The sequence below is a fragment of the Pseudomonas orientalis genome (assembly GCF_002934065.1).
In the GTDB taxonomy this organism is placed as follows: Bacteria; Pseudomonadota; Gammaproteobacteria; order Pseudomonadales; family Pseudomonadaceae; genus Aquipseudomonas; species Aquipseudomonas orientalis_A.
Genome location: NZ_CP018049.1, coordinates 4,341,447 through 4,357,435, shown reverse-complemented (window position 1 = coordinate 4,357,435; position 15,989 = coordinate 4,341,447). Strand labels below are relative to the sequence as shown.

The following is a 15,989-nucleotide window of genomic DNA, read 5'->3' as shown; positions in this document are numbered from 1 at the left end:
ACTCCCACATTTGGACTGTGTCAGCCGAAGGTTTCGCGCAGCAGTCCGGCGAACGCGTCCCGTGCCAGGTGCCGCTGGGTGTCCGTGTGCCAGAACAGCAGGTTGTCCACGGGCGCCAGCGCTTCAAAGCGATAGGACGCCAACGGGTTGGCCTGCTCATAGCGCGCCAGAATGCCCTCGGGCGCCAACGCCACGCCAATCCCCGCGCTGACGCAACCGATGATCGTGCCCCAACTGGCATAGCTGGCAATCGCCGGCTTGAAGTCCTGAGGCTTGAGCCAGTTTTCCAGGGCGGCGCGGTAGGGGCAGCCGGGCGGCCACACCAATAATGTGCGGCCGGCCAGGTCTGCTGCGCCGGTGATGGGCGCGCTCGACGCGCTGGCGATCAATACCAGGCGTTCGCTGTAAACCACGCTGTGTTCCAGCTTCGGGTGTTTGCCACTGGCGGCTACCAGCGCCACATCGAGGCGATGGTGCTGCAGGTCGTCCAGCAACTGCGCCCAGGCGCCGGTGACCAGTTCCAGGCTGACCTCAGGGTAGCGCCGGTGGTACTCGGCCAGCAGCGGCGGCAGGCGCCCGCTGGCGCTGGACTCCACCGCGCCGATGCGCAGCGTGCCGCGAGGCGTCGCCGTGGCATCCAGCGCGCGTTTGGACTCCTCCACCAGCGCCAGGATGCGCTCGCAATAATCCAGGAAAATCTCCCCGGCGGCGCTGATCGCCAGCCCGCGTCCGGCACGGATGAACAAGGGCGTGCCCAACTCGCTTTCCAGCTGCTTGATGCGCGTGGTGATGTTGGACGGCACGCAGTGCAATTGCAGGGCGGCCTGCGCCACGCTGCCGGTTTGCGCCACGGCTCGCACCATTTTCAGTTGGGCCAGTTCCATTGCTCAGTTCCAGTGATCTCAGAAGTCAGAAACGCTTAATTGTGCTGCGCCTGGCGCGGGCCAAGACTGATGGCATTCCTTTCCTGTGCCCCGGATGCCGTCGATGAATGCCCCATCTCCTGTGAAGCTTACGCTAGTCGTTGCCGTCGTGATTCTCTGTTGGGCGTATTCGCCGATTGGCGTGCACATCGGCTTGCGCAGCTACAGCCCTGGTCAACTGGCGTTGCTGCGTTTCCTGATCGCCTCGGTGTTCATGGGCGCGGTGGCGCTGGTGGCGGGCATTGGCCGGCCGCGCCTGCGGGATTTGCCGTGGCTGCTGGTGCTGGGTTTTTTCGGGGTGTTCCTGCACCACACCTGCCTCAATAGCGGCCAGCAATGGGTGACCGCGTCGGCGTCCAGCGTGCTGGCGCAGTCGGCACCGCTGTTCAGCGTGTTGATTGCGTTTTTCTGCCTGAAAGAGCGGGTCAGTGCCTGGCGCTGGGGGTGTGTGCTGTTGGGCTTGTGGGGTGTGCTGGTGGTGATCCGGGGCGATCATGGCATGGCCGAGATGGACCCACGCGGTTTGCTGATCCTGCTGGCGGCCCTGTCCTGGAGCGTGTATTTCGCTGTCCTGCGACATTACGCTTACCGCTACAGCCCGCTGACGCTGGCCTGCTATATGGTCTGGTCCGGCACCTTGATGCTGTGCGTGAACCTGCCAGGTCTGCCCGCTGCAGTGGCACGGGCACCGCTGCCGGACAACATGGCGGTGCTGGTGCTCGGTATTTTCCCCAGTGCCCTGGCCTATCTGGCCTGGGGCTACGTGCTCAAGCACGTTGAAGTCAGCCGCGCCTCGGTGGCGATGTACCTGATCCCACCCGTAGCGATGATCATGGCGGCGATGCTGCTGGGCGAGCGCATGACCCTGCAGGTGTTGATGGGCGGGCTGATGGTGCTGGCCAGTGTCGCTGCTATCGGCCTGGAGGCGCGCTGGGCGCGTTCTTTGCGGCGTACAGCCGGTGCAGGATCAGGCCTCTGAGGAGCGCTTAGTCAGATAAGACGAGCGTGCCGGATGCAATTTCCCCCTTGCTCCGCTAGCATTACCGCCTCCCGCTTCCCAGTTGCGACGGTTTTCGATGAGTTATCAGGTTCTTGCACGTAAATGGCGTCCGCGCTCGTTCCGCGAAATGGTCGGCCAGACCCATGTGCTCAAGGCTCTGATCAATGCCTTGGACAGCCAGCGGCTGCACCACGCCTACCTGTTCACCGGTACCCGCGGCGTGGGCAAGACCACCATTGCGCGCATCATCGCCAAATGCCTGAATTGTGAAACCGGTATCACCTCGACGCCGTGCGGCACCTGTTCGGTGTGCCGCGAGATCGACGAAGGGCGTTTCGTCGACCTGATCGAGATCGACGCCGCGAGCCGCACCAAGGTCGAAGACACCCGCGAACTGCTCGACAACGTGCAGTACGCACCGAGCCGTGGCCGCTTCAAGGTCTACCTGATCGACGAAGTGCACATGCTGTCCAGCCATTCCTTCAACGCGCTGTTGAAGACCCTGGAAGAGCCGCCGCCCTACGTCAAATTCATCCTGGCCACCACCGACCCGCAGAAACTTCCTGCGACGATTTTGTCGCGGTGCCTGCAATTCTCCCTGAAGAACATGACCCCCGAGCGGGTGGTCGAGCATTTGACCCACGTGCTGGGTGTCGAGAACGTACCGTTCGAAGACGACGCACTGTGGTTGCTGGGCCGCGCTGCCGATGGCTCGATGCGGGATGCCATGAGCCTCACCGACCAGGCCATCGCCTTTGGTGAAGGCAAGGTCCTGGCCGCCGATGTGCGCGCCATGCTTGGCACGCTGGACCACGGCCAGGTGTTCGACGTGCTGCACGCGCTGATCGAGGGCGATGCCAAGGCCTTGCTCGAAGCCGTGCGCCACTTGTCGGAGCAGGGGCCGGACTGGAATGGCGTGCTCTCGGAAATCCTCAACGTGCTGCACCGCGTCGCCATCGCCCAGGCATTGCCTGAGGCGGTCGACAACGGCCATGGCGACCGCGACCGCGTGTTGGCGCTGGCCCAGGCGCTGCCGGCCGAAGACGTGCAGTTCTATTACCAGATGGGCCTGATCGGCCGTCGCGACCTGCCCCTGGCGCCGGACCCGCGCGGGGGCTTCGAGATGGTCCTGCTGCGCATGCTGGCCTTCCGGCCCGCCGACTCGGCAGATGCGCCGAGACAGCCGCTAAAGCCAGTGGGGATCAGCCAGGCCACAGCTGATTCCGCCAAACCAGTGGCTGGTGCGGCGGTCGTCGCGCCAGTGGCGGTTGCACCCCCAGCGGTTGCCGAGCCGGTGGTTGCCGCCCCGGTGGCCGAGCCTGAAGCGCTGATCGAGGCTGAGCCTGAGCCGCAAATCGCCCCGGTGGTGGATCTGCCCTGGAACGACCCGGTTGAAGCGCCCGTCGAACCCGAGCAACAGCCCGCCGTGGAGCCGGTACTGGACACCACCGGCGAGCAGCCCGAACTGACGCCAATGCCCGCGCCGACCCCGGACAGCGTAGTGCTGGATGCGCCGGAGTGGGTATCGGCGCCGGTGCCGGAGCCGACTGTGGCCCAGGTCGAGGCGGCCACCCCCGGTATCGACCTCGACGACGAACCGCCGCTGGACGAAGACTACATCGAGCCGGACATGGATTCGGCCTACAGCTACCTGGACGAACTCGCCAGCGAACACACCGCCGAGCCCGCGCCCGAGCCGGAAGTGGAGCCCGCTGCGGCCCCGGCCACCGGCCTGGCCCTGCAATGGCTGGAATTGTTTCCAAAGTTGCCGATCTCCGGCATGACCGGCAGTATCGCCGCCAACTGCACGCTGATTGCCATCGACGGCGACCACTGGCTGCTGCACCTGGACCCGGCCCACAGCGCCCTGTTCAATGCCACCCAGCAGCGCCGGCTCAACGACGCGCTCAACCAGTACCATGGGCGCACGCTGACCATCGCCATCGAGCTGATCAAGCCCGAGCAGGAAACCCCGGCCCAGGCTGCGACGCGTCGACGCCTGAACCGCCAGCGCGACGCCGAGGCGTCGATCCAGGCTGATCCGCTTATCCAACAAATGATGCAACAGTTCGGTGCGGTCGTCCGTCACGATACTATTGAACCTGTCGAAGCCCCGGCGCCCCAGGCGTCATGAACCGGGCGACTCTTTTGATCCACGTACTTTTGAGGTGATTCCCATGATGAAAGGTGGCATGGCCGGCCTGATGAAACAGGCGCAGCAGATGCAGGAAAAGATGGCCAAGATGCAGGAAGAACTGGCCAACGCCGAAGTCACCGGTAAAGCCGGTGGCGATATGGTCAGTGTGGTGATGACCGGTCGTCACGACATCAAGCGCGTCAGCATCGACCCAAGCCTGCTCGAAGGCGTCAGCGATGACGACCGTGAAGTGCTGGAAGACCTGTTCGCCGCTGCCGTCAACGACGCGGTGCGCAAGATCGAAGCCAGCAGCCAGGAAAAAATGGGCGGCATGACCGCCGGCATGCAACTGCCACCGGGCATGAAGCTGCCGTTCTGATCGGCAGGCTTTAGCTGCACTCCAATGCCAGGCCTCGTGCCTGGCATTTTTGTTTGTGCCTGGTGATCGTTCCCACGCTCTGCGTGGTAACGCCGCCAGGGACGCTCCGCGTCCCGCCGGGTGACGCGGAGCGTCACGAGGATGCATTCCCACGCAGAGCATGGGAACGATCTGAACCCCAACCGCCTCCCGATGGTCTGCACCCTATACCGATGCATTCGCTAAAGGAGCCCCTTCATGCCTCAAGAATCCACACTGAACCAACGCATTGTGCTGGTCTCACGCCCTCAAGGCGCGCCGACCCCGGAAAATTTCCGCCTAGAACGCGTAAACCTGCCAGAGCTGGCCGACGGCCAGGTGCTGCTCAAGACACTCTACCTGTCGCTGGACCCCTACATGCGCGGACGCATGAGCGACGCGCCGTCCTACGCAGCGCCCGTGGAAATCGACGATGTGATGACCGGTGGTGCGGTCAGCCGTGTCGAGCAATCACGCAACCCGAAATTCGAGGTGGGCGACCTGGTGGTCGGTTCTACCGGCTGGCAAAGCCACAGTATCTCCGATGGCCGCAACCTGATGCCGGTGCCCAACGGCCTGGCCAGCCCGTCGATGGCCCTGGGGGTGCTGGGCATGCCCGGTATGACCGCCTACATGGGCCTGATGGACATCGGCCAGCCCAAGGCCGGTGAAACCCTGGTCGTGGCTGCGGCCTCCGGCGCAGTGGGCTCGGTGGTGGGCCAGGTGGCCAAGCTCAAGGGCTTGCGCGTAGTCGGCGTTGCCGGTGGTGCGGAAAAGTGCCGCTATGTGGTCGATGAGCTGGGTTTCGATGCCTGCATCGACCACAAGAGCGAACACTTTGCCGACGAGCTGGCCCAGGCCTGCTTCAATGGCGTCGACATTTATTTCGAGAACGTCGGCGGCAAGGTGTTCGATGCCGTGATGCCGTTGTTCAACCCCAAGGCGCGGGTGCCCCTGTGCGGGCTGATCGCCGGGTATAACGCCCACGAGGCGCCAAGCGGCCCGGATCGTCTGCCGGCGCTGCAGCGCACCTTGCTGACCAAGCGTGTGCGCATCCAGGGCTTTATCGTGTTTGACGACTACGGTGATCGCCAGCCGGAGTTCCTCAGCGCCATGGCGCCCTGGGTTCGCGAGGGCAAGATCAAGTTCCGCGAAGACGTGGTCGACGGCCTGGAGCAAGCGCCCGAAGCGTTTATCGGGTTGCTCGAGGGGCGCAACTTCGGCAAGTTGGTCGTGCGCGTCGCGCAGGATTGAGCATTTGACGCTAATCCGAGGCGCGGGTATAAACCGCGTCTCGTTGTTTTGTCGGACCCTTCGCCCATGAGCTTCAGCCCCCTGATTCGCCAACTGATCGACGCCCTGCGTACCTTGCCGGGCGTCGGCCAGAAAACTGCCCAGCGTATGGCGCTGCAACTGCTGGAGCGTGATCGCAGCGGCGGCACCCGCTTGGCCCAGGCCCTGAGCCAGGCCATGGAAGGCGTGGGCCACTGTCGCCAATGCCGCACCCTGACCGAAGAAGAGCTCTGCCCGCAATGCGCCGACCCACGACGCGACGACACGCTGCTCTGTGTGGTGGAGGGGCCAATGGACGTGTATGCGGTGGAGCAGACCGGCTACCGCGGGCGTTACTTCGTGCTCAAGGGCCATCTGTCGCCGCTCGATGGCCTGGGGCCGGAAGCCATCGGCATTCCGCAACTGGTGGCGCGGATCGAAGAACAGGGCACCTTCACCGAGGTGATTCTGGCGACCAATCCTACCGTTGAAGGCGAAGCGACGGCGCACTACATCGCCCAGTTGCTGACCAACAAGGGGCTGATCACCTCACGTATTGCCCATGGCGTGCCACTGGGTGGCGAGCTTGAACTGGTCGACGGCGGCACCCTGGCGCACTCGTTCGCCGGCCGCAAGCCAATCGCCCTCTAAAGCCACAGCAGGACAAACTGTGGGAGGGAGCATAGGCATCTACACAACTCTGCAGCGCTCACCCGTAACCACGATGCGAAGCGAGCCGCCCTTGATCTTGATCTTGATCTGCTTTTGACCTCAGGCGCCCCGTTAAACCACGCTGGCCGAACGCAGGCGAGGTGCCGAGTGGTGGGGCAAGAGCGTTTTGCTTACTTTTGCGCTTTTCAAAAGTGAGCCGCCGTCAGGGCGGAACCCTAAGTAGCCGTTATCTAAATAATGGATATGTACTCGCTCCAATCCAACATCCTGGTCGGCTCAGAGGCCGCCATCGGGGGCAAGCCCCCTCCCACATTTGATTTGTGAACACAGTCAAAACTGTGGGAGGGGGCTTGCCCCGATGAGGCCCGTCCTGACAACGACTACCGCTCGGTCAACCCAAACTGCGTCAGGCAGAACGTGGCAATCCCCATATCCTCCAACCGCTGCGACCCACCCAGCTCCGGCAAATCAATAATCGCCGCCGCTTCAAAGATCTGCGCACCCATGCGTCGCACCAGGTTCGCCGCCGCAATCAGGGTGCCGCCGGTGGCGATCAAGTCATCGAACATCAACACCGAGTCACCTTCGCACAGGCTGTCGGCGTGCACCTCAAGCAGCGCTTCGCCATATTCGGTCTGGTAAGCCTCGGCCAACACGTCAGCCGGCAATTTGCCTTGCTTGCGAAACAGGATCAGTGGCTTATTGAGCTGGTACGCGACAATCGAGCCGATCAGAAAGCCACGGGCATCCATCGCGCCGATATGGCTGAAGTCGGCTTCGACATAACGCTGGGCAAAGCTGTCGGCGACCAGGCGCAGGGCGCGGGGCGACTGGAACAACGGCGTGATGTCACGGAAGATCACCCCAGGCTTGGGGAAGTCGATGACGGGGCGAATCAGGGATTTGATGTCGAACGAATCGAAAGTCATCGTCGAAGGGTCCTGGGCGGAAAACGGACCCGAAGTATACCTGCGGCCTTGCCGGTTCGCTCGGCCGCAGAGCGCTGATCACCCTTCCAGGGCACCACCGGCCAGGGCGCACAACTGAATGGGATCGAGGATATGCACCTCTTTGCCCTCGGCGGCAATCAACGCGTTCTGCTGGAAGCGGGTAAACACGCGGGACACGGTTTCCACCGCAAGGCCCAGGTAATTGCCGATTTCATTGCGCGACATGCTCAGGCGGAACTGGTTGGCCGAAAAACCACGGGCGCGAAAGCGCGCCGACAGGTTGACCAGGAAGGTCGCAATGCGCTCGTCGGCGGTTTTCTTCGACAACAGCAGCATCATCTGTTGATCGTCACGAATCTCGCGGCTCATGACGCGCATCAACTGACGGCGCAGCTGTGGCAGTTGCAGGGCCAGTTCATCAAGGCGCTCGAAAGGAATTTCGCACACGGATGTAGTCTCCAGCGCCTGCGCCGACACGGGATGCATTTCGGTGTCCATCCCCGACAAACCGACCAATTCGCTGGGCAAGTGGAAGCCGGTGATCTGCTCTTCGCCGCCGTCACTGAGGCTGAATGTCTTTAACGCGCCCGAGCGTACTGCGTAGACGGAATCGAACTTGTCGCCTTGGCGAAACAGAAACTCGCCTTTTTTCAGCGGGCGGCCACGTTTAACGATGTCGTCCAGCGCTTCCATGTCTTCCAGATTCAGCGAAAGTGGCAGGCAGAGGGGGGCCAGGCTGCAATCCTTGCAATGGGCCTGGCTGTGAGCGCGCAGTTTGACTGGCTCGGACATTTCTTAAATCCTTGTGGGAAAACACACATAAGACGTAAGGGTAACGCACTGGGGGTAGCTGAGGCCAGCGTGTACGAAAAGCCTCGGCGTTATAAAGGTTCGTGTGTCGTGGCCGATACAAAGTAACGATACCTTTTGAATTCGGAGCCAGACCCATGATTTCCATCGGTGCAAATACCCCGGCAAGCCTCAGCGCGCTGCCTTTGCCGGAGCCGAAAGACCAGGTGGCAGAAGCGAAGTCGGCGGCGGCTGCCAAAGAGTTGAAGGACGCCACGTCGGCGCCCCTCAGCACCAAGACGGAAGAAGGCGTGAAAGTGACGTTTTCCGGCGCTGCCTTGCTGGCGATCAGTGACACCAAGAAATCCAACAGCGATATCGAGGAAAGCGGCCTGCCCGACGATGTCCAGCAGGTCTTGAAGATGATCCGCGAGATCAAGAAACAGATTGCAGAAAAGCAGGCCGAACTGGCCGCCGTCATGGCCGATAAAACCCTTTCTCCGGAGCAGGCCAGGGTCAAGGTCAATAATCTGCAAAGTGCACTGGCTGCGTTGAACGCGAGCCTCGTCACGGCGCAGGGTTCGTTGAGCAAGGCCATGAAGGGGCTCAGTGGCGACGACGCAATGAAGGCCGCCTCACTGGCGATGGCGTAGGTATTCTCAGATCACCCGCGAGAAACGCTGCCGATTCTGGTGCTCGAGGTAGGCATCGAACACCATGCACACCGAACGCACCAACAAACGCCCGGCCGGCAGTACACGAATGCCCTGGGCGTCCAACTCGATCAGACCGTCGGTGGCCATCGTCTCCAGTTGCGGCCACAGCTCGGCAAAATAACCGCGAAAGTCGATGTTGTACGCCTGTTCGATCCCCTCGAATCCCAGGCTGAAATTGCAGATCAATTGCTGGATCACATCCCGCCGCAAACGGTCATCCGTGGTGCAGATCAAGCCTCGGCTGGTCGCCAATTGCGCGCCCGCCAGGGCGTTCTGGTACGCGTTGAGGTCACTGCTGTTCTGGCAGTACAAATCGCCGATCTGGCTGATCGCCGACACGCCTAACCCAATCAGATCGCAGTGCCCGTGGGTGGTGTAGCCCTGGAAATTGCGTTGCAGCCTGCCTTCTTCCTGGGCGATGGCCAGTTCGTCGTCCGGCAGGGCAAAGTGGTCCATGCCGATATAGCGGTAGCCGGCCTGGGTCAGTTGTTCGATGGTGGTTTGCAGCATCAACAGTTTTTCTGCCGGCGAGGGCAGATCATCGGTATTGATCCGCCGCTGGGGCATGAAACGCTCGGGCAGGTGTGCGTAGTTGAACACCGACAGGCGGTCGGGTTGCAGGCGGATGACTTCCTCCACGGTGCGCGCAAAATTCAGCGGCGACTGCTTGGGCAGGCCGTAGATCAGGTCGATATTGATCGAGCGAAATTGCAGGGTGCGCGCCGCGTCGATCACCGCGCGGGTTTCTTCCAGGCTTTGCAGGCGATTGACCGCCCGTTGCACCTCGGGGTCGAGGTCCTGCAACCCGATGCTGACGCGGTTGAAGCCCAGTTCGCGCAGCAGGCCCATGGTCGCCCAGTCGGCTTCGCGAGGGTCGATCTCGATGCCGTAGTCGCCCGAATCGTCCTTGAGCAAATTGAAGTGCTGGCGCAGGTGTGCCATCACCTGGCGCAATTCGTCATGGCTGAGAAAGGTCGGCGTGCCGCCACCCAGATGCAGTTGTTCCACCGGCTGTTTGGGGTCGAGGTGGCAGGCGACCTGCTGGATCTCCTGCATCAGGCGTTGCAAATAGGCCTGGGCGCGACCACGGTCCTTGGTAATCACCTTGTTGCAGGCGCAGTAGTAGCAGATGTTCGCGCAGAACGGCACGTGCACATACAGCGACAATGGCCGGGTGGCTTTGCGACTGTCGCGCAGCGCATGGAGCAGGTCGAAAGTGCCGACCTGGCTGTCGAATTGTACGGCCGTGGGGTAGGACGTGTAGCGCGGCCCCGCCAGGTCGTAGCGATGAATCAGATCGGTGTCCCAACGAATGGCGTCGAGCATGCGGGCGGTCCCCCGGTTTGGCTGGTGGGCCGAGTCTAGGGGCTGGGTGGGGCGGGCATGTTGATTTGCATCAACGGGGAGCGGCGCTATGCCACAGGGCCGGTCAATGCCCCATCAGCCAATGCTGGTGCGGCCCGGGCAGGGTCCAGAGCCCGAACAGCACCACCAGCAAGCCACCGGCCATGCGCACGCTGCGCCTGCGCAACAGCGCGGTGACACGTTCGGCGGCCAGCCCGGTCGCCAGCAATACCGGCCAGGTGCCCAGGCCGAACGCGAGCATCAGCAGCGCGCTGTCCAGCGCATTGCCCTGGCTTACGGCCCAAAGCAGGGTGCTGTAGACCAACCCGCACGGCAACCAGCCCCACAGCGCGCCCAGCAGTAGAGCGCGGGGCAGGCTGGACACCGGCAGCAGGCGGTTGGCCATCGGCTGGATATGTCGCCAGAGGCCGCGACCGAGGCTTTCGAGACGGGTCAGGCCGCTCCACCAGCCGGCCAGGTACAGGCCCATGCTGATCAGCAGCAGCCCGGCGAGCACCCGCATGAACATCGCCGCCGGGCTGTTGGCCACGGCCCAGCCGGCCAGGCCGATCAGCAACCCCGCTGCGGCGTAACTTAAGATGCGTCCCAGGTTGTACGCCAGCAGCAGGCGAAAACGGCGGCTGCGCTGTTCCCTGGGAATCGCCAGGGTCAGCGCGCCCATCAGCCCGCCGCACATGCCCAGGCAATGGCCACCGCCGAGCAGGCCGAGGATCAGCGCAGAGGCCAGCAACGGCGCCAGCTCAAGCATGCGGCGGTTCCTTGGGCGGCTGTTCGGCGCGGTTGGCTTCGTCGATGGCGGCCAGGTGATTGGGGTCCTGGTCGTCGAACAGCACACTGTGGGCCGGGCCGTCGAGGTCTTCGTACTGGCCGCTGTCCACAGCCCAGAAGAAGATGTAGATGGCCACGCCCACTAACAGCAGCGCCGCCGGAATCATCACGTATAGAGCTGGCATCTGCACTCCATGCCCGCGCGGCTCACGCCGGCAGCGGGCGATTGATCAAGGGGGCGCCAGCGGCCGGCGCGCTTGGCAGGCGCGTCAGGCGCAGGGCATTGAGCACCACCGTCAACGAACTGAGGGACATGCCGATTGCCGCCCAGATCGGGGTGATCCACCCCAGGGCCGCGAACGGCAGCATCAGGCCATTGTACAGACCGGCCCACAGCAGGTTTTCGATGATGACTCGACGTGTGCGTCGCGCCAGGGAGAACGCCTGCACCAGCGCCTCCAGGCGGTTGGACAACAGCACCGCATCGGCGCTGGTCTTTGCCAGGTCGGTGGCCGAGCCCATCGCCACGCTGATATCCGCGGCGGCCAGCACGGGCACGTCGTTGACGCCGTCGCCGAGCATCAGCACTGTGCGGCCCTCTTGATGCAGGCGTTGCAGCACCTGCAGCTTGTCGTCGGGACGCAGGCCGCCGTGGGCTTCATCGATGCCCAGCTCGGCAGCGACACTGGCGACCATCGGCGAGCTGTCTCCCGACAGCAGCAAGGTGCGCCAGCCGCGCACCTTGCACGCCGCCAGCAGCGCAGGCGCGTCGCTGCGCAGGCGGTCGTCGAGCACGAACCAGGCGAGCGCGCCGCGTTGATCGCCCAGCAGCAGCCATTGCCCGGCTTCGTCCGGTGACGCCGGGATCGGGCCGGCGCTGAGTTCACAGACAAACCCGGGTTGGCCGATGCGCAACAGGCGTTCGCCCACACGTCCTTGCAGACCGAGGCCGGGGCTGCTCGATACGTCATGGGCCGCCAGGGGCGCTCGGCCAAAGGCGCGGGCAATCGGGTGTTCGGAGCGGTTTTCCAGTGCGGCGGCGAGGCCCAGGCACTGGTCGCTGTCCAGTTCGCCCAGGGGCCGGATGGCGCGTAACGCCAGGCGTCCTTCGGTGAGCGTACCGGTCTTGTCGAAAATCACCGTGTCGATCTGGTTCAGCCCCTCCAGCACATGGCCGCGGGTCAGCAGCAACCCAAGGCTGTGCAGGGTGCCGGTGGCGGCAGTGAGGGCAGTGGGTGTCGCCAGGGACAGCGCGCACGGGCAGGTGGCGACCAGCATGGCCAATACAATCCAGAACGCCCGTGATGCATCCAACTGCCACCACACCAGGCCGATCACTGCAGCCGCAATCAGGGACGCCAGCAAAAACCACTGTGCGGCGCGGTCGGCGATCTGCGCCAGGCGCGGTTTCTCGGCCTGGGCACGCTCCAGCAAGCGCACGATGGCGGACAGGCGCGTGTCGTGGCCGAGGGCGCGCACCTCGACGGTCAGCACGCCTTCCACGTTGAGGGTGCCGGCGGTGACCGCATCGCCGACATGCCTAGGCTGCGGCAGGTATTCGCCGGTGAGCAGGGATTCATCGACGCTGGACTGGCCTTCGACAATCACACCGTCCGCCGGCAGCACCGCGCCAGGGTGCACCAGCACCCGGTCACCCACGGCCAACTCGCCCAGCAGGATGCGCTCGCTCTGGCCGTCCGCGCCCAGGCGCAGGCACGAAGCGGGCAGCAGGTTGACCAACTGCGCGGTGGCGGCGGCGGTGCGCTCGCGGGCACGCCGTTCCAGGTAGCGTCCGGCCAGCAGGAACAGCGCGAACATGCCGACCGCGTCGAAGTACAGCTCACCCACGCCGGTGATCGCCGTCCAGATCCCCGCCAGATAAGCCCCGCCAATGGCCAGGGACACCGACACGTCCATGGTCAGGTGACGCGTGCGCAGATCGCGCAGCGCGCCTTTGAAAAACGGTGCGCAGCTGTAGAACACGATAGGAGTTGTCAGAAACATCGCAACCCAGCGCAGGATCACATGCAGTTCGGGGCTGAGGTCGATATTGAATTCCGGCCAGGTGGCCATGGTCGCCATCATGGCCTGGAACCACAACAGCCCGGCAACACCCAGCTGGCGCAGGGCCAGGCGATTCTCGCCGGCCAGTTGTTCGGCGGCACGGTCCGCTTGATAGGGGTGGGCGGCATAGCCGATATGGCGCAGTTCACTGAGCACCTGGCTCAACGGTAACTGCCCGTCGGCCCAGCGCACATGCAGGCGGTGGTTGGACAGGTTCAGCCGTGCCTCGGCCACGGCGGGCAGGCCGCGCAGGTGTTTCTCGATCAACCAGCCACAGGCCGCGCAACTGATGCCTTCCATGAGCAGGGTGATTTCAGCGAGTTCGCCTGTGTGGCGCACGAAGGGCTTTTGCACGTCGGCGCGGTCGTACAGCGCCAATTCATCGAGCAGTTGCACCGGCAAGGCCTCGGGGTTGGCCGAGGCTTCGCTGCGGTGCCGGTAGTAGCTTTCCAGCCCGCCCGCCACAATCGCCTCGGCCACCGCCTGGCAACCCGGGCAGCAGAGTTCGCGACGCTCGCCGAGGATGTCGGTGGTGAACCGGCTGCCGGCGGGGACGGGCAGGGCGCAGTGGTAGCAGGGGGTGGTCATGGTCGGGATCTTTGGTGGCTGGAAGGGCCTCATCGCGGGCAAACCCACTCCCACAGGGGTACGCGTTCCAATGTGGGAGTGGGCTTGCCCGCGATGTGCGAAGCGCGATTTTTTACTTTTCCAGGTCTTCGGCACCTTGCAACGGTTCGTCTCCGAGCAGCAAGTCCTTGTCGTGGCTGACCTCTTCTTCTTCGAACAGACGCCAGGTCTTGTCGCCTTCCACGCCGAGCAATTCCACGAAGCGCCGGCCTTCGACCTTCTCGGTGACCTGGCCGATATAGCGGCCGGGCTCGCTGTCGCTGCGGGTCAGGTTGATCTTGCGATCCTTCTCTGGCTGGGTCGGGGAGATCAGGTTCAGTTCCAGCGTGTTCGGGTTGCTGTAGCCGGTCAGGCGCAGTTCGACTTCACCGGTCAGTTCGTCCAGGTGCAGCTTGCCGCGCAACTGGAGGGTCTGGGCCAGGCGTTCGCGGTCCAGGGAGCGGTTGATGCCTTTGCCGGCCTCGTAATAATTGTCGTTGACCAGGTTGTCCGGGTTATTCACCGCGATGGTCACCATGGACAGGGTCAGGGTCACCGAGCAGGCAAGGATGCCGATGATGATCCAGGGCCAGAGGTGCTTGTACCAAGGGCTTGCGGCAGTGGTTGCGGGCATTCTTGTATTCCCTGTCTAACGAACTTGTGGGCCGATGAATCGGCTCTTGGCTTCAATGTGAACGCTGGTGTCGTCGGCATCCTCGAGGATGAACGTCACCTCGTTGGTGCTCGACGGCAATTGCTCGGGGGCGCTCGATAACTCCACCGGCATGCTGACGATGTCGCCGGCGGCCACCTTGATTTCGCGCCGGCCTTGCAGCTTGAGGTCGGGCAGGCCGGCGGCGTCGAGCACGTAGGTGTGGTCGCGCTGGTCCTTGTTCATGATCTTCAGGCTGTAGACGTTCTCGATGCGGCCTTCGGCGTTTTCGCGGTACAGCACCCGGTCCTTGCTCACGTCGAAGCCCACCAGCGAACGCATGAAGAAGGCGGCCACCAGCAGGCTGATCATCGCCAGCAACACCAGGGCGTAACCGATCAGGCGCGGACGCAATTTATGGGTTCTCTGCCCGGACAGATTGTGCTCGGTGGTGTAGCTGATCAGGCCGCGCGGGTAGTCCATCTTGTCCATGATGGTGTCGCACGCGTCGATACAGGCGGCGCAGCCGATGCATTCGATCTGCAGGCCGTCGCGGATGTCGATACCGGTTGGGCACACTTGCACGCACATCGTGCAGTCGATGCAATCGCCCAGGCCCTGGGCCTTGTAGTCGACCCCCTTCTTGCGCGGGCCGCGCACTTCGCCACGGCGTGGGTCGTAGGACACGATCAGCGTGTCCTTGTCGAACATTACGCTCTGGAACCGCGCATACGGGCACATGTAGATACACACCTGTTCGCGCAGCCAGCCGGCGTTGCCGTAGGTGGCGAGGGTGAAGAAACCGACCCAGAAGTACGACCAGCCGTCGGCCTGGCCGGTGAAGAAGTCCAATACCAGTTCGCGGATCGGCGAGAAGTAGCCGACGAAGGTCATACCGGTGACAAAGCCGATCAGCAGCCACAGCGTGTGCTTGCTGAACTTGCGCAGGAATTTGCCGGCGCCCATGGGCGCCTTGTCGAGCTTGATACGCTGGTTGCGGTCGCCTTCGGTGACCTTTTCGCACCACATGAAGATCCACGTCCACACGCTTTGCGGGCAGGTATAACCGCACCACACGCGTCCGGCGTACACCGTGATAAAGAACAGGCCGAATGCCGCGACGATAAGAATGCCCGAGAGCAGGATGAAATCCTGGGGCCAGAAGGTGGCGCCAAAAATGAAGAACTTACGCTCCGGCAGGTTCCACCACACCGCCTGGTGACCGCCCCAGTTCAGCCACACGGTGCCGAAGTAGAGCAGGAACAGTGCGGCACCGCCGAGCATGCGCAGATTGCGGAACAGGCCGGTGAAGGCGCGGGTATAAATCTTCTCTCGCGAAGCGTAGAGGTCGACGCTTTTGGCAGGCGGGGTAACGTCGTGTACCGGTATCTGGTCGCTCATCATTGCATCCCACGGCGGTGGAGATTTGCCTCGGCCAGTACGTGCCAACCGCGGTCAAATTGGGGGTGTTGCAGTGGCCTAATGATACGCCCCCGACGGTGCGCAAAGGGTGCGACCTTTGGTCGCGTTGGGGCAAATCAATTGATGGTGTAAGTGACCTGGATCAATTGACTTGTTGAGTATGGACGGTTTTTGCTGTTGTGTTGGGCGGGCAGCCCCTGAAACCGTTCACTCAAGAGACCCGGTCTTCATAACAAAACAGGTCGAATGTGTCGCG

15 protein-coding genes are annotated in these 15,989 nt (G+C 63.3%); 6 read left to right on the top strand and 9 right to left on the bottom strand.

Features of this window, described 5'->3' with window-relative positions:
- Positions 1-20: 20 nt before the first annotated feature.
- Positions 21-884 (bottom strand): LysR family transcriptional regulator, encoded by an 864-nt coding sequence (locus BOP93_RS19525; RefSeq protein ID WP_065892363.1) that lies wholly within the window; start codon positions 882-884, stop codon positions 21-23.
- Positions 885-987: 103 nt separating this feature from the next.
- On the opposite strand from BOP93_RS19525, the gene BOP93_RS19520 reads away from it, so the two are divergent.
- The 5 genes from BOP93_RS19520 (at position 988) to recR (ending at position 6,380) form a co-directional block, all read left to right on the top strand.
- A complete protein-coding gene (locus BOP93_RS19520; protein WP_104505329.1) occupies positions 988-1,902 on the top strand; it encodes a DMT family transporter in 915 nt (304 codons plus the stop codon).
- A gap of 97 nt (positions 1,903-1,999) precedes the next feature.
- Positions 2,000-4,057 carry a DNA polymerase III subunit gamma/tau gene (dnaX, locus tag BOP93_RS19515; RefSeq protein WP_104504327.1) on the top strand — a complete coding sequence of 686 codons (2,058 nt, stop codon included), beginning with the start codon at positions 2,000-2,002 and terminating at the stop codon, positions 4,055-4,057.
- 43 nt (positions 4,058-4,100) lie between these two features.
- A complete protein-coding gene (locus BOP93_RS19510) occupies positions 4,101-4,439 on the top strand; it encodes a YbaB/EbfC family nucleoid-associated protein (RefSeq protein ID WP_057721228.1) in 339 nt (112 codons plus the stop codon).
- A gap of 237 nt (positions 4,440-4,676) precedes the next feature.
- Complete coding sequence (locus tag BOP93_RS19505) at positions 4,677-5,711, top strand: NADP-dependent oxidoreductase (RefSeq protein ID WP_104504326.1); 1,035 nt, start codon at positions 4,677-4,679, stop codon at positions 5,709-5,711.
- 66 nt (positions 5,712-5,777) lie between these two features.
- Positions 5,778-6,380, top strand: a complete 603-nt coding sequence (recR, locus tag BOP93_RS19500) for a recombination mediator RecR (protein WP_014719453.1) — start codon at positions 5,778-5,780, stop codon at positions 6,378-6,380.
- Positions 6,381-6,781: 401 nt separating this feature from the next.
- On the opposite strand, the gene BOP93_RS19490 is transcribed toward recR, so the two are convergent.
- Both BOP93_RS19490 and fnr read right to left on the bottom strand, forming a co-directional pair.
- Positions 6,782-7,330: an adenine phosphoribosyltransferase gene (locus BOP93_RS19490; RefSeq protein WP_065934967.1), complete on the bottom strand. Its 549-nt coding sequence runs from the start codon at positions 7,328-7,330 to the stop codon at positions 6,782-6,784.
- Positions 7,331-7,408: 78 nt separating this feature from the next.
- Positions 7,409-8,143: a fumarate/nitrate reduction transcriptional regulator Fnr gene (fnr, locus tag BOP93_RS19485; protein WP_104504325.1), complete on the bottom strand. Its 735-nt coding sequence runs from the start codon at positions 8,141-8,143 to the stop codon at positions 7,409-7,411.
- Positions 8,144-8,298: 155 nt separating this feature from the next.
- Here fnr and BOP93_RS19480 point away from each other — a divergent pair, with 155 nt between their 5' ends.
- The gene (locus tag BOP93_RS19480) at positions 8,299-8,793 is read left to right on the top strand and encodes a hypothetical protein (protein ID WP_205885769.1); all 495 of its coding nucleotides are present in this window, start codon (positions 8,299-8,301) and stop codon (positions 8,791-8,793) included.
- A 6-nt stretch (positions 8,794-8,799) separates the two neighbouring features.
- On the opposite strand, the gene hemN is transcribed toward BOP93_RS19480, so the two are convergent.
- The 6 genes from hemN to ccoG all read right to left on the bottom strand — a co-directional run bounded on the left by hemN (position 8,800) and on the right by ccoG (position 15,712).
- Entirely contained in the window at positions 8,800-10,182 is a 1,383-nt protein-coding gene (hemN, locus tag BOP93_RS19475; RefSeq protein WP_104504324.1) for an oxygen-independent coproporphyrinogen III oxidase, read from the bottom strand.
- Positions 10,183-10,285: 103 nt separating this feature from the next.
- Entirely contained in the window at positions 10,286-10,969 is a 684-nt protein-coding gene (locus tag BOP93_RS19470) for a sulfite exporter TauE/SafE family protein (RefSeq protein WP_104504323.1), read from the bottom strand.
- A complete protein-coding gene (gene ccoS, locus BOP93_RS19465; protein ID WP_057721235.1) occupies positions 10,962-11,174 on the bottom strand; it encodes a cbb3-type cytochrome oxidase assembly protein CcoS in 213 nt (70 codons plus the stop codon). Before ccoS ends, BOP93_RS19470 begins: the two co-directional genes overlap by 8 nt.
- Positions 11,175-11,196: 22 nt before the next feature.
- Positions 11,197-13,641, bottom strand: a complete 2,445-nt coding sequence (locus tag BOP93_RS19460) for a heavy metal translocating P-type ATPase (protein ID WP_104504322.1) — start codon at positions 13,639-13,641, stop codon at positions 11,197-11,199.
- Between the two features lie 112 nt (positions 13,642-13,753).
- Complete coding sequence (locus BOP93_RS19455) at positions 13,754-14,293, bottom strand: FixH family protein (RefSeq protein WP_104504321.1); 540 nt, start codon at positions 14,291-14,293, stop codon at positions 13,754-13,756.
- Between the two features lie 15 nt (positions 14,294-14,308).
- Complete coding sequence (gene ccoG / locus BOP93_RS19450; protein WP_104504320.1) at positions 14,309-15,712, bottom strand: cytochrome c oxidase accessory protein CcoG; 1,404 nt, start codon at positions 15,710-15,712, stop codon at positions 14,309-14,311.
- Positions 15,713-15,989: the final 277 nt, after the last annotated feature.